This window comes from Yoonia sp. (assembly GCF_036007805.1).
Taxonomy (GTDB): Bacteria; Pseudomonadota; Alphaproteobacteria; order Rhodobacterales; family Rhodobacteraceae; genus Yoonia.
The window spans coordinates 16,696-29,123 of record NZ_DASYOK010000009.1 but is presented as its reverse complement, the minus strand read 5'-3'; the positions used below and the strand labels follow the sequence as shown (position 1 = coordinate 29,123).

Here is a 12,428-nt window from a genome sequence, read left to right as displayed (position 1 = left end):
GCATCGACTTCGGCCTTTGTGGCGGCGCTCAACACACCACCAGGTTTGCGCAAAGTGTCATGTGCAATCACGCCGCGTTGCGCCAGAGTGTATTTGCGGATCGCAAGGCCCAAGCCTGGCTGCGCCTCATAGCGGACCATCGGCAGATAGGCGTCAAAGATATCGCGTGCCTGGTTGATATCCCCCGCGCTATGGGCGGCGATTACCTGCGCCATCATCTCGGGATAGGCAAAACCTGTCATCGCCCCATCCGCCCCGCGCAGCATTTCTTCCAGCAGGTACAGCCCGCCGTTGCCGCACAGGATCGAAATCCGCCGCGCGCCTGCGCCTGAAGCGCGGCGCAGGGCGCTGATCTTTTCCAGCCCCGGCCAGTCCTCGTGTTTGAGCATCACGCAGGTCGGGCAGTCCGCGACCACTTGCAGGATGACTTTGGTAGGGATCACGACATTCGTGACAAGCGGGAAGTCCTGCAACACGAAAGGTGCATCGCCCAAGGTCTCGGCCGTGTTGTGGTAATAGGTCAGGATCTGGTCATCGGTCTTGAGATTGCCGGGGGGTGCCACCATCACGCCAGCCGCGCCAAGGTCCATGGCCGCATCGGAGAGGGTTTTCATTGCGGCAAATCCCGGTGCCGAGACACCAACGACAATCGGCACTGTGCTGCGCGCCGTGACACGCTTGACCACAGCGATTGATTCCTCGGCTGAAAGTTTTCCCGCCTCACCCATCATGCCCAGAATTGTCAGCCCCGTCGCACCCTGCGCGATATAGAAATCAACCATCCGGTCGACGCTGTCCCAATCCAGCGCGCCATCCGGCAAGAACGGTGTCACGGCAATGGTAAAGACACCTTTGGCGGATTCATCAAGCATGGCGCGATCTCCTCATAGTGGGGCAGAATATCTTCAGGTCGGGATAGCCCGTGTTGGGTCGTGTGTCACGCCTGTCATGGGCGCGATTGGCGCAGGTAGGCGTCCCAGATCGCGAGCGCGGGTTTGTCCTCTCCCGCAGATGTCTCCAACCCCGTGTGCACCCAAGCCTTGGCGATTTCGCGTAACGCAGCGGGCAATCGGCGTAGGCCGGGCTCAAAGTCGATGGCGACCCAGTTGACGACGAAGGGAAAATCATTTGCCACCGCATGGGCCAGAAGACCACCGACAAAGCGTGCTTGGTCGGCTTCGCTGGCGGGCAAGCGCAGGCCAAAGATCCGTACCGGTTGCGACATTGCGCCGGATTCCGCAATGGCGATGGGTTTGCCAAAGCGTCTGGCGACGTCGAAATAATCCGCCTCCATCGGGTTGGGGTGCAATGTGCCATAGCGGTACGTGCTGAGCGCAAGCAGATCGCTTGACTGCATCAGGGTTGCCACGCCGGGTCGTTGCAGAGCGAGGTTCGGCTTGGCGCCATCCTCGATCCCGCGCAGATGTTCATATTGCACGGTCGTAAAAACCGGGAGCGACGGATGGCGAAGCTTGATCTGCTCATAGACAGCGGCGTTGAGTGACACATAGTCATCCCAGAGTGCAGCAGCGTTGCTGATCACCACATTTGCCTCGATCCCGATGGCGATGTAGTCTGGTTCGAAGGCCGCAACCACGCGCCGGACGTAATTGGTATAGGCGGCGATGACCGCTGGATCATCCAGCGCCCGGTCTTGCCAGCTTGCAGGAAGTGGGCGGTTGTCCCCATCTGCCGTCCATGCCGGGGCGAGGCCGTTGCGTTCAAAATTGAGCGGTGTCACAGCCACAAACACCTTGGCACCGGTCGGCGTGTTGGCCTGCCGATAGGCCCAGTCATTCTGCAGATGCGCGGGAAAGGTCGTATTTGCTGCGGCTTCATCCCAAGGAATCCCACCGTCGAAGTGATGTGCAATCAGGTTCGCATGGTCGCCGATGAACCCGTAAGTCCGGGCGAGGCCTGCTGCGTTGAAATCAACCGGCCAGGGGGTAAAGCCCATTGCGGTCCGGTGCGGACTGACGGTTTGGGGTGTGACGACCGGCGGCTCTTGCGCCGAGGAGGATATATCTGCCGCAGCGCAACCAATGATCAGCAGTGTCAAAAGCGTTGAGAAGATTTTCAAGAAGGGCACAAATCAATATCCTTTCATAATTGCTTCTTATTTATGTGGCGCGGTCAGCGCTCAATAGGCCCGACCCATTATCCTGTTTGTGCCATAGGTGACCCTGCGTGGCTTTGGCCCAGGGCAATCTGGGCGAGGGCCATGGCGGCGGCGGCTTGACAGGGTTCGACCACGGGCAGGCCGGTCTCTTGTTCCAGTGTGGCGCGGTAATGCGCCATGCCTGCGCATCCCATGATCAGCACATTCGCGCCATCCTTGTCCCGCAAACGTTTGCCGGTGGCGATCATGGCAGCAAGGCTTTTGTCCGGATCGGCAAGGTCGGCAACCCCGAGGCCAAGCGCGCGGTCACCGGCCAGCCGGTCCAGCACACCCATCGCGCCAAAGGCCCGCAAGTGGCGTGGGATTGACGCGGGCAGGATTGCGATGACGCCAAAGCGCTGCCCGAGGGTCAGCGCGGTCATCACGGCGGCCTCCTGAATGCCCGCGACGGGCAGGGCGGTTTGATCACGCAGGGCATGCAGCCCCGGATCGCCGAAACAGGCGATGACATAGCCTGCCGCGTCGGTCTGTGCCGCCGCAAGCTCCAGCATGGGCGCGATGGTCAGATTGGCCTGCCTTTGGTTTTCGATTCCGGGTGGCCCTTCGGAAAGCGTGAGGCACCGGATCGGCGTTCCGAATATGCGCAGCGGATCAAGCGCGCGTTTGATCCCGTCAGTGACGGTCTGGGAGGAATTGGGATTGATCACAATCAAGGTTTTACTGGTCATGCACCCTCACGCGTGGCGGACTGGATTTCGATTTGATAGCCTTCGGGGTCGTTGAAGACAAAGGCGCGGATGCCCAAGGCGTCATTGACAAAGAGGTCGGACAGGTTGGCCAGACCTTCTTTTTGCGCGTAGGCATGCCACGCATCCACATCGGGCACACGGATACAAAGCTGCACAGGTTTGACCGCCTGCCATTTGTTCATGCCCCGGCTTTCATCGACCAGCCCCACATGCGCGCCTGTGCAGATCCGGTAGATTTTGCACCAGCCTTGGTCAATGGCGAGTGGCAGCCCGAGGATATCTTCATAGAACGCCATCGCAGTGGGCAGGTCGCGGTAATAGAGAAAGGTGATGGCAAGCGTGTTCGGGGCGTCGGGACGGGGCATGCGTGATCCTCAGGTCAGCGGGGCAGTCGGTGAGACAGCAAGCGCGGGGCGGTCTATCTTGCGGCCATTGCCGGGCGTTGTCGTCAGGGCACCGTCTGTCACAATCCGCGCCCCCCGCAGCCAGACATCCGTGGGCCAGCCGGTGACGGTGCGGCCCACCCACGGATTGTAGCCCACATTGTCATGCAGGTCGTTCGCGCCGTAGGTGACCGTCTTTTCAGGGTCCCAAAGGGTGATATCGGCCTGCATCCCGACCGCAAGAGCCCCTTTGTGCGGCAAGCCGTAAATTTCGGCAGGGGCGGTGGCAGTGAGGCGGACAAAGGCCTCGGGCCCGCCACGGCCCTTGGTGACCATCGCATCAAACATCAGAGGCAGGCGGGTTTCCAGCCCGGGAAGCCCGTTTGCGATCTCGTGGAACCCTGCGTCAGGTCCGGCAGAGAGTTTGCCGCTTTCGTCAAAACGGTAAGGCGCGTGGTCGGAAGAGACGATTTGCAGATCACCCTCCAAAAGAGCGGCCCAGAGCGCCTCTTGATCCGCCACCTGCCGTTGCGGGGGGGAGCACATCCATTTTCCGCCCTCCAATCCGGGTTGGCGCAGGATGTCCTCGGTCATGAACAGGTAATGGGGGCAGGTTTCCGCCCAGACCGGCGCGCCGCGTGCGCGGGCGCTGCTGACGGCGGCGGCACCTTCGGTTGTCGAGATGTGAAAGAGCATTACCGGCTGCCCCAGATATTCGGCAAAGCGGCAGATCCGTTCCACCGCCTCGATCTCGGCCATGCGCGGGTGTGAGGCTGCGTGGAAATGCGGGGCGGTCTTGCCTGCGGCAATGAGTTCAGATTTCGCCTGCGCGATGATGGCATCGGTTTCGGCGTGAACACAGACCAATGCGCCATGCGCGCGGGCTTGGGACATCACGGACAGGATTTGCGCGTCGGAGAGTTGGATGTTGTAGGTGGTAAAGACCTTGAGGGACCGGTTGCCTGCGCCGATCAGCGCGGCAAGATTATCCGCAAAGTCGGAAACGCCGGTGTCAGTGACCGTTATATGAAACGCATAGTCGATCATCGCACCGCGTGTGGCGCGGGCGCTATAGTCGGCCACGGTTTGTGCCAATCGCTCGCCTTTGGCCTGGGCGGCGAAAGAGATAACGCTTGTCGTGCCCCCAAGGGCAGCCGATCTTGTGGCGGTCTCGAAAGTGTCGGCGTTCATCACACCCATACCGGACATTTGCTCAATATGGGCATGCGGGTCGATGCCCCCGGGCATGACGTATTTTCCCGCGGCGTTTACGGTCGTTTTCGCAGGCGCAAGATGCGTACCTATGGCAGCGATATTTTCCCCGCGCACGGCAAGATCACCTGTCACCACACCGGCCGGTGTCACGATCCGGCCGCCTGTGATCAGTAAATCGAACGGGTCGGACATGGGGCGCCTCCTTGCGGTGTGTTGGGGCTATGTTGCCCCTCGCACCGCAAGTTCCGCAAGTCCCTTAGTCGTTTCGTATTTTGTTGTGCTTGTATTTCAGATCACGCACAGAGGCGCGCCCGATCATATGCGCGCCGATTGGTGCTGTCAGCATCAAGAAGATGATTGTGGCGATGACGCGGGCGGTGATTTCGGTCTCGGCCAGATAGATCGCACCGCCGATCAGGATCAGACTACTGCCTAGCACACCTGCCTTTGTCGAAGCATGCATGCGGGTCAGCACATCAGGCAGGCGCAAGACGCCAATCGCGGCGACGAGGGCAAAGAAACCACCCAACAGCAGGAAAATACCGATGATGACGTTAATCATTGATGTTCTCCGTTCTCGCGGGCATCGCGGCGTTCAGCAAAACGGGCAAGCGCGACGGTGGCCAAGAAACCAACCAGCGCAAGCACGAGAGCGACGTCAAGCAATGCGGGCTCGCCGGTTCCGACGAGAACGACACCACAGACCGCGATAATTGACACAGTCATCATATCAAGCGCCACCACGCGGTCGGCGAGTGTGGGGCCTTTGGCCAGCCGGATAAAGGCGATGGCGAGCGACAGCATCACCATCACGAAACTTGCGTAGATCGCGAGATCCAGAAATGCAGCGGAAGTCATGCTTCGAATACCTCTTTGACCATCCGTTCCATGCCGTTCTTCAGACTTGCGATCACCGCATCAGGGTCATCAGCAAACATCGCATGGACAATCAGTGTTTTGCGGTCGGGTGTCACATCAAGCGACAGCGTGCCGGGGGTGAGCGAGATCAGGTTGGTGACGAGCAGGATCTCGATGTCGGACTGCACATCCAGCGGCATTTCGAGAATTTTGGGGTTGCTGTAATCGGTGGGAGTCAGCACGTCATAGGCGACGCGGATGCTTGAGACGCAGAGATCATAGATGAAATATAGCGCCAACCGCACGATACGGTAGGCCCGCAAATAGTAGCCGTTTGGCCCGCCCAAGAGTGGTTGCGCGATCCAGAGTGTCACAAAGCCCACGACAAAACCCGCAACCAGTTGGAACAGGGTCAGGCTACCCCAAAGTGACGCCCAGATGACTGCCAGCAGCAGGTTGAGAAGAAACAGGTTCATCACATTTCTCCCAGCACAGTTGTAATATAAGCAGTCGGGTCGAGCAGTTGCACAGTCGTGCGCTCGGCAAACTGGACAAAGGGTTCGGGGTTCAGACCGATAAAGATCGTCAGCGCCGCGAGACCTGCGACAGGAAGCAGTTGCGCCCATTTATGCTCAAGGTTTTGCAGTTTCGGGTCAAGACCATCCGGATGCGGTTTCCAAAAGGCCTCTGCCCAGATTTTGGTCATCGAATAGATCGTCATCAGACCTACCGCCAGTGCGATGAAGGCAACAAACCACATCTCGACATCAAGGCTTGCCTTAACGATGATGTATTTCGCCCAAAATCCTGACAGTGGTGGAAAACCGGCCAGAGAGAAGGCAGGGATCAGGAACAGGATCGCGAGGAACGGGGCCGATTTATAGAGGCCCCCGATCCGGTAGACTTCGGTGCCACCGGTCAACCGCTTGGCGATGCCTGCGATCAGGAACAGGTTCGCCTTCACGATGATGTGGTGCACCAGATAAAAGACCGCACCCGCCAGCGCCAGCGGTGTCATCAGCGCCAGTCCCAACACCATATAGCCGATCTGGCTGATGATATGGAACGACAGGATCTTGCGGAAGTCCGATTGCGCGGCCGCACCCAGAACACCGATCACCATGGTCAGACAGGCGACCCACAACAGCACTGTGTGCGTAAAGCCGATGTCGTGGTCAAAGACCAGCGTGAACATCCGGATCAGGGCATAGACCCCGACCTTGGTCAGCAGGCCCGCGAAGACAGCCGAGACTGAAAAGCTGGGCGTGTGATAGGCGGCGGGCAGCCAGAAGAAGAGCGGAAAGACCGCCGCTTTCACCCCGAAAGCCACCATGAACATCATCGCGACGACCGTCAGCAGGCCTTGGTTTTCGATGTCTTCGACCTTCAGCGCGAGATCGGCGAAATTCAACGTGCCTGTCATGCCATAGAGCAAGCCAATGCCGGTCAGGAACAGGATCGTCGAGATGAGGTTCAACGCCACGTATTTCACGCCGCCGTCGATCTGTTCTTTACCGCCGTTCAGGATGAGAAGGCCGAAGGATGCGATCAGCATGACCTCGAACCAGACGTAGAGGTTGAAAAGGTCGCCTGTCATAAATGCGCCGGTCACACCCGCGAGCAGCAGCTGGAACAGCGCGTGATAGCCCAGTTTCGCTTGCCGCTCTGTGATGTCACCCAAAGCGTAGATCGCGACAGCAAAACCAGTGATGGCTGTAATCAGGACCATGACTGCCGACAACAGGTCCGCCACCAGTGTGATCCCGAAGGGTGCAGGCCAATTGCCCATTTGCCCTACGACCACGCCAGCATCGAGCACCACAACCATGAGCGCGATTGAGGCAAGCAACCCGAGACCTGAGCCGATGATCGAGACCCAAGCGCCAACGGGATTAGACCGCAGCAGATAGGCAACAACCGCCGTTACAAAAGGAATGGCGAGGGGAAGTGTCAGATACCAACTCATTATTGGGGTTCTTTTGGTTCGGCGACGCGCATCTCGTCGGTATTCAGGGTGCCAAGGCTTTGATAAGCGCGGAAGGCTAGGATGAGGGCGAAGGCGAACAGCCCAAAGCCGATAACAATCGCGGTCAGCACCAGTGCCTGGGGCAGGGCGTTTGCCACAACATGCGCAGGCTCATCAAGCCCGTCGGGCACCAGCGGCGGCGCACCCGGTGTCAGACGGCCCGCCACGAAAATCGTCATGTTGGCCGCGTTTGACAACAAGATCAGCCCAAACAGGAACCGCAGCAAGTTTCGCGACAACATCAGATAAACCGCAGAGGCAACCAGAATACCGATCAGGATCGAGAGGAGCTGTTCCATCAGACCGCCTCCTCCAATGCAAAGGTGATCGACAAGACGGAGCCTAGAACCACGAGATAAACGCCGATATCAAAGATAAGTACCGTCGAAAGCGGCAGGCCTTTTTCTGTCTCGGTCGCGCCGATGAAAAGCCATTGTCCGGTGAAAAGCGCATCGCCCCAGAACACGGCCATCAGGCCCGCGATCAGGGCGATGCCAAGCCCTGCGCCTGCGATGTCGTTCGGATCAAAGCGCAACGCTTTGCGGGCATCCGCTGTGCCAGAGGCAATGGCATAGACCACGAAACCCGTCGCGGCGATCAGCCCTCCGATAAATCCGCCACCCGGCGCGTTGTGTCCGCGCAGCATCATATAGGCGGAAAACACCAAAAGCAGGACAACTTGCAGCCGCGCACCAGCGCGCAGAATGACGGAGTTCATCGCTTTTCCTCCTCGGGCTTGCTTTTGAGCATGGCAAAGATGCCGATCGCGGCGATCAGGACGACCGCGATTTCACCGAATGTATCCAGCGCACGGAAATCTACGAGGATCACGTTGACGATGTTTTGGCCAAACGCCTGCGGATAGCTGGCTGTTTCAAAGAATGTGGTCAATTCGCGATCAACCGGGCCGGCGGTGACCTTAAGCAGGATGATCGTTGTCACAACACCCAGACCAGACGCAATGAACGCGTCAAGCCAGCGCTTGCGCAGCGGCTCCACGCTGAGACTGGGCAATTTGAGTGCAGCCGCAGCAAAAAGCACCACGACAAGCGTTTCGACCAGCAACTGCGTAATGGCAACGTCCGGGGCACTGTAGAAGATAAATACCATTGCCAGACTGATACCCACCACACCTAGACCCGCAAGTGCGGTGATACGCGAGTTGGTGACCAGTACGAGGATCGAGCCCGAAAGCACGAGCAAGAAGACCAGCCAATCCCAAAGCTCGACCTGCGGGAAATCCAGTGCAGGCGTACCTGTGCTGCGCAAAAACAGCGTGACGGCGAGCGCGGCGAGCGCGGTGCCGAAGGTCGCAACCATGTAATGGTAAAGCACACCGGTCTGGATCACGCGAGTCAGGGCCTTGGACCCCGAGGCAATCCCCGCCATCAGGTTGTCCCATCCGTTGTCGAACTTGGGGCTACGCTCTGTCAGGTTGATCAAGGCCGCGCGGAGTTTGTTTGTAGCGGCATAGATGGCAAAGCCCAAAGCAAAGGTTGCGATGCTGAGGAACAGGGGCAGGTTCACGCCAGCCCATAATTTGAGCTCCTTGGCGGGTTCGGCATCGCCGATTATCGAAGCGACTGTCGGATTTACCAGCATTGTGGCAAGCGTCTGAGGGAAAATCCCAAAGAATGCACCAAGGGTGGCCAGCACAACAGGGCCGACCAGCATCGGCCATGGCGCCTCTTTGACGCCTGCGATCGGCGCGCCGGATTTGCTCCAGAAGGGGCGGAACGCCACGATCCCTGCAATCGCCACCATCAGGGCGCTGGCGATCAGGAAAGCGCCCGCGACAAAGAACGGTTCGCTGTCCACCGCAATGGCACCGGCGTATGACAATTCTTTGGCGATAAAGCCAAGGAAGGGCGGGAACCCTGCCATCGAGAGTGCCGCAACGCCGGCCGCTGCAGCTGTGACGGGCATCGCGCGGGCCATGCCGAAAAGCTTGCCCGCCTCGCGCGTGCCGGTTTGTGCATCCAATATGCCAACCACAAGAAAGAGTGCCGCTTTGTAAAGCGAGTGCACGATCAGAAATGTCGCGGCAGCTGTGATCGTGTAGCTGCTGTTATTGCCCAAGAGCAATGTCAACGCACCAAGCGCCATGAGCGTTGTATAAGCCAGCGCCATTTTCAGATCGGTTTGCCGCAGCGCCATGACGGAGGCAAAGACCATCGTCACGGCACCGGCAATTGTCAGCGCCCAGAGCCAAAGGTCCGTGCCGCTGAGCGAAGGATGTGTGCGTGCCATCAGATAGACGCCCGCCTTTACCATCGTCGCAGAGTGTAGATAGGCGCTGACAGGAGTGGGGGCCGCCATCGCGTTGGGAAGCCAGAAATGAAAAGGCATTTGCGCGGATTTCGTAAAGGCGCCGGCCAAAACCAAGAGCACGATCGGCAAGTACATGACGCTTTCGGTCAGCACACCGGGCATGGCGTTGATCTCGGACATCTCGAATGTGCCTGCGGTGGTGCCAATCAGGATGACGCCCGCCAACAGCGCCAGACCACCGATGCCTGTCATCATAAGCGCCTGCAGGGCTGAGCGGCGCGCTTTGGCCGTATCATGGCTAAAACCGATCAGCAGATAGGAGGTAATCGTCGTCAATTCCCAAAAAACGAACAGGGCCAACAGGTTGTCTGAAATCACCAGACCGATCATCGCCAGCATAAAGCTGGTCAAGAAAAGCGAGAACCGCGCCTGATGTATATGGCCCGCTAGATAGCGGGCAGAATACAGCATCACCAAAGCGCCAATTCCGGTGATCAAAAGTGCAAAGGTCAGGCTAAGCCCGTCAATATAAAAGCTGACGTTCACCCCAAGGCTTGGCACCCATTCCCAGACAAACCGCAGCGTATCGCCGGACGCGATGACGGGCACCATCTGCGCGAACCAGACAAAAAGACTGCCAGCAATGACGACAGGAAGAAGGCCAGCGGGTGTCATCCAGCGGGAGGGCGTTGATATATCCAATGTTTTATCCGGTCAGAATCTATTCACTGCGTGTCACGATGTAGCTGTTCAAGCGTCAGAAGCAACAAGATTGATGGAGGATGCCGACGTCGCGAGGCTGCAATCGCTCGTCTCGCCGCGAACGACGCCTGTGTTTTGAAATCGCTTCATCCTACCTTTTGGCCTGTTACGAAATGCAACTTATGCAAGTCCTTGCAGGCGCGTCCCTTTTCGTCCCTGACTGCGACTGGATGTAGCAGCAATAATATTATAAGGAAGTCAATGATATCGAAAATTTTGATAGGAAATTCCTATCAAAAGGAGGGCAGATGAACAAATTACCCAGTATGCTGCAGATCCGCTATCTGGTGGCGCTGTCCGAGACGCGCCACTTTCGCAAAGCGGCCGAGACAATGGGGATCAGTCAGCCTTCACTCAGCTTGCAGATCGGTAATCTGGAAAAGCTTTTGGGTATGCGTCTTGTCGAACGGGGGCGCGGGCCCGTCACGCTGACGCTGGAGGGTCGCGAGGTGGTCGCGCGGGCGTCACGTATCCTGCATGAGGTGCGCGGGATCATGGATTTGACGACGGCACTTCAGACAGGGTTGAGCGGCACCATCCGGCTGGGCACGACACCAACGATCGGTCCTTATCTGATGCCGTTTGTGGTTGAAGGGTTGCATGCGAAATACCCCGACTTGCGGCTTTATATCCGCGAGGTTGCCTCGCGCGACCTGCGTGGTGAGCTTTTGGCAGGAAGCCTTGATGTCATTCTCACACAATTACCCGAAGGTGGTGTCGATCTCTTCACACAACGTCTCTTTCGCGAACCTTTGCTTCTGGCGCTGCCGGATGACCACGCCTTGGCAGCAAAAGCCGAAGTGACCGAAGCCGACTTGCTGGACCTGAATGTTCTCTCATTGGGGCCGGACTATGCCATGCATGCCCAAATTGTGGCGTTATGTCAGCAACATGGCGGGGTTATCGCGCGTGATTACGAAGGCACGAGCCTTGATGCAATTCGTCAGATGGTGGGGATGGGCATGGGCGTGGCCCTTTTGCCGCGGCTTTATGCATGGTCTGAAATTGATAGCAGATCGAGCAATGTCACCGTGCGCCCGTTCCGGCGCAGTTCGGTGACGCGGTCGATCGGTCTGGTGTGGCGACGGGCGGCGAATGCAGGGACGTTCGAGCGGCTTTCGGATGTGATCCGGAATGCAGCGCGCACCCATCTTCAAACCGGGCAATCGCCGATTATTCTGGATTAGGGGTTGGCGCTGGCTAGCCGCGCCAGCTCCGGACAGGGCCACAATCCATGTGGACAAAGTTGGACCCGTTATACCGGCCAACGCCGCCCGCACGACAGGCAATTGCTGCATTTGCCATTTGTACCGTAGACCTGCTGGTCAGGCGCAAATCGGCGGCCTGACCGCGCATATGCAAAGAATTGCGTGCCACACCGCGGCTGCCCGAGCGGAGCATCTGGTTTGTCTGCGGTGAACGATAGCCGGACAGAAGAAGGTAGGGTTCGGTGGTTTCCATCAAATTCAACGCGGCCGACATGATGTCGATTGTACGCAGATCCATCTGCACGGCTTCGCCGGTGCGCCAGTCGCGCATGTGCAAGTTAATTTCGCGGACAGCTTCGGCGATATATTCGCCCTCAATCCAGTAGATCGTATCAAGCCGTTCACCTGTACGGCCGGAATGCATACCGATCCGGCGCACATCGCCTGCACCACGCAAGAAACCCGCCGCATTGGAATATGTTGGTGCTGCTGCAATGGCCGTTGCCGCAAAGGCACCTAATAGTCCGCGCCGGGTGAACCCAGAGGAGTTTGTCTTTGTCATATGTTTCGCGCCTGTCCCGTCGCTCGACTTAATTGCCAATCTTTTTATGGGCTTGCGCCCTCATCTCCCCAGATGTGCCAATCGTATCGCACATTTCGAATCGATGACCAAGACCTCTTTAGGCATTTGTGCTTAACAAGTGGGAAATTGGCGAAATTTCGCGCATTTGCGGCTTTGGGGATTCAAGGTCACAGTGCGGGGCTGCAACGGTGCAACACTTTGCAACCGCATGAATGGCGCGCGCTTTTGTCAATAGACACAAAATCGGGTAAGGA

At 58.2% G+C, this 12,428-nt stretch carries 14 protein-coding genes; 1 reads left to right on the top strand and 13 read right to left on the bottom strand.

Going from position 1 to position 12,428, the window contains the following annotated elements; translation table 11 throughout:
* From VGP75_RS00425 to mbhE, 12 genes are all read right to left on the bottom strand, one after another.
* A partial coding sequence (locus VGP75_RS00425; RefSeq protein ID WP_327541766.1) for a dihydrodipicolinate synthase family protein occupies positions 1 to 872 on the bottom strand: 872 nt, incomplete at its 3' end.
* Positions 873 to 946: 74 nt separating this feature from the next.
* A complete protein-coding gene (locus tag VGP75_RS00420) occupies positions 947 to 2,089 on the bottom strand; it encodes a hypothetical protein (RefSeq protein WP_327541765.1) in 1,143 nt (380 codons plus the stop codon).
* 68 nt (positions 2,090 to 2,157) lie between these two features.
* On the bottom strand, positions 2,158 to 2,847 hold the full coding sequence (locus VGP75_RS00415) for an aspartate/glutamate racemase family protein (protein WP_327541764.1): 690 nt from the start codon (positions 2,845 to 2,847) through the stop codon (positions 2,158 to 2,160).
* A complete protein-coding gene (locus VGP75_RS00410) occupies positions 2,844 to 3,233 on the bottom strand; it encodes a VOC family protein (protein ID WP_327541763.1) in 390 nt (129 codons plus the stop codon). The genes VGP75_RS00415 and VGP75_RS00410 overlap by 4 nt, the downstream gene beginning before the upstream one ends.
* A gap of 9 nt (positions 3,234 to 3,242) precedes the next feature.
* Positions 3,243 to 4,658: a dihydropyrimidinase gene (gene hydA, locus VGP75_RS00405; protein ID WP_327541762.1), complete on the bottom strand. Its 1,416-nt coding sequence runs from the start codon at positions 4,656 to 4,658 to the stop codon at positions 3,243 to 3,245.
* A 64-nt stretch (positions 4,659 to 4,722) separates the two neighbouring features.
* Positions 4,723 to 5,028: a monovalent cation/H(+) antiporter subunit G gene (mnhG, locus tag VGP75_RS00400; protein ID WP_327541761.1), complete on the bottom strand. Its 306-nt coding sequence runs from the start codon at positions 5,026 to 5,028 to the stop codon at positions 4,723 to 4,725.
* Entirely contained in the window at positions 5,025 to 5,324 is a 300-nt protein-coding gene (locus VGP75_RS00395; RefSeq protein WP_327541760.1) for an MrpF/PhaF family protein, read from the bottom strand. Before VGP75_RS00395 ends, mnhG begins: the two co-directional genes overlap by 4 nt.
* Positions 5,321 to 5,800 (bottom strand): Na+/H+ antiporter subunit E, encoded by a 480-nt coding sequence (locus VGP75_RS00390; RefSeq protein WP_327541759.1) that lies wholly within the window; start codon positions 5,798 to 5,800, stop codon positions 5,321 to 5,323. The genes VGP75_RS00395 and VGP75_RS00390 overlap by 4 nt, the downstream gene beginning before the upstream one ends.
* Positions 5,800 to 7,290, bottom strand: a complete 1,491-nt coding sequence (locus tag VGP75_RS00385; RefSeq protein WP_327541758.1) for a Na+/H+ antiporter subunit D — start codon at positions 7,288 to 7,290, stop codon at positions 5,800 to 5,802. The genes VGP75_RS00390 and VGP75_RS00385 overlap by 1 nt, the downstream gene beginning before the upstream one ends.
* Positions 7,290 to 7,649 carry a Na+/H+ antiporter subunit C gene (locus VGP75_RS00380; RefSeq protein ID WP_327541757.1) on the bottom strand — a complete coding sequence of 120 codons (360 nt, stop codon included), beginning with the start codon at positions 7,647 to 7,649 and terminating at the stop codon, positions 7,290 to 7,292. Before VGP75_RS00380 ends, VGP75_RS00385 begins: the two co-directional genes overlap by 1 nt.
* Positions 7,649 to 8,068 (bottom strand): Na+/H+ antiporter subunit B, encoded by a 420-nt coding sequence (locus VGP75_RS00375; protein WP_327541756.1) that lies wholly within the window; start codon positions 8,066 to 8,068, stop codon positions 7,649 to 7,651. Before VGP75_RS00375 ends, VGP75_RS00380 begins: the two co-directional genes overlap by 1 nt.
* Positions 8,065 to 10,323 (bottom strand): hydrogen gas-evolving membrane-bound hydrogenase subunit E, encoded by a 2,259-nt coding sequence (mbhE, locus tag VGP75_RS00370; protein ID WP_327541755.1) that lies wholly within the window; start codon positions 10,321 to 10,323, stop codon positions 8,065 to 8,067. Before mbhE ends, VGP75_RS00375 begins: the two co-directional genes overlap by 4 nt.
* A gap of 308 nt (positions 10,324 to 10,631) precedes the next feature.
* Between mbhE and VGP75_RS00365 the strand changes: the two genes are divergently transcribed.
* Positions 10,632 to 11,570 carry a hydrogen peroxide-inducible genes activator gene (locus VGP75_RS00365; protein WP_327541754.1) on the top strand — a complete coding sequence of 313 codons (939 nt, stop codon included), beginning with the start codon at positions 10,632 to 10,634 and terminating at the stop codon, positions 11,568 to 11,570.
* A 13-nt stretch (positions 11,571 to 11,583) separates the two neighbouring features.
* On the opposite strand, the gene mepK is transcribed toward VGP75_RS00365, so the two are convergent.
* Entirely contained in the window at positions 11,584 to 12,153 is a 570-nt protein-coding gene (mepK, locus tag VGP75_RS00360; RefSeq protein WP_327541753.1) for a peptidoglycan L,D-endopeptidase MepK, read from the bottom strand.
* Positions 12,154 to 12,428: the final 275 nt, after the last annotated feature.

What these genes read in the sequence shown, in the direction of transcription:
- VGP75_RS00415 (WP_327541764.1), bottom strand. Translation starts at nt 2,847, where the DNA reads ATGACCAGTAAAACCTTGATTGTGATCAATCCCAATTCCTCCCAGACC.
- VGP75_RS00410 (WP_327541763.1), bottom strand. Translation starts at nt 3,233, where the DNA reads ATGCCCCGTCCCGACGCCCCGAACACGCTTGCCATCACCTTTCTCTAT.
- hydA (WP_327541762.1), bottom strand. Translation starts at nt 4,658, where the DNA reads ATGTCCGACCCGTTCGATTTACTGATCACAGGCGGCCGGATCGTGACA.
- mnhG (WP_327541761.1), bottom strand. Translation starts at nt 5,028, where the DNA reads ATGATTAACGTCATCATCGGTATTTTCCTGCTGTTGGGTGGTTTCTTT.
- VGP75_RS00395 (WP_327541760.1), bottom strand. Translation starts at nt 5,324, where the DNA reads ATGACTTCCGCTGCATTTCTGGATCTCGCGATCTACGCAAGTTTCGTG.
- VGP75_RS00390 (WP_327541759.1), bottom strand. Translation starts at nt 5,800, where the DNA reads ATGAACCTGTTTCTTCTCAACCTGCTGCTGGCAGTCATCTGGGCGTCA.
- VGP75_RS00385 (WP_327541758.1), bottom strand. Translation starts at nt 7,290, where the DNA reads ATGAGTTGGTATCTGACACTTCCCCTCGCCATTCCTTTTGTAACGGCG.
- VGP75_RS00380 (WP_327541757.1), bottom strand. Translation starts at nt 7,649, where the DNA reads ATGGAACAGCTCCTCTCGATCCTGATCGGTATTCTGGTTGCCTCTGCG.
- VGP75_RS00375 (WP_327541756.1), bottom strand. Translation starts at nt 8,068, where the DNA reads ATGAACTCCGTCATTCTGCGCGCTGGTGCGCGGCTGCAAGTTGTCCTG.
- VGP75_RS00365 (WP_327541754.1), top strand. Translation starts at nt 10,632, where the DNA reads ATGAACAAATTACCCAGTATGCTGCAGATCCGCTATCTGGTGGCGCTG.
- mepK (WP_327541753.1), bottom strand. Translation starts at nt 12,153, where the DNA reads ATGACAAAGACAAACTCCTCTGGGTTCACCCGGCGCGGACTATTAGGT.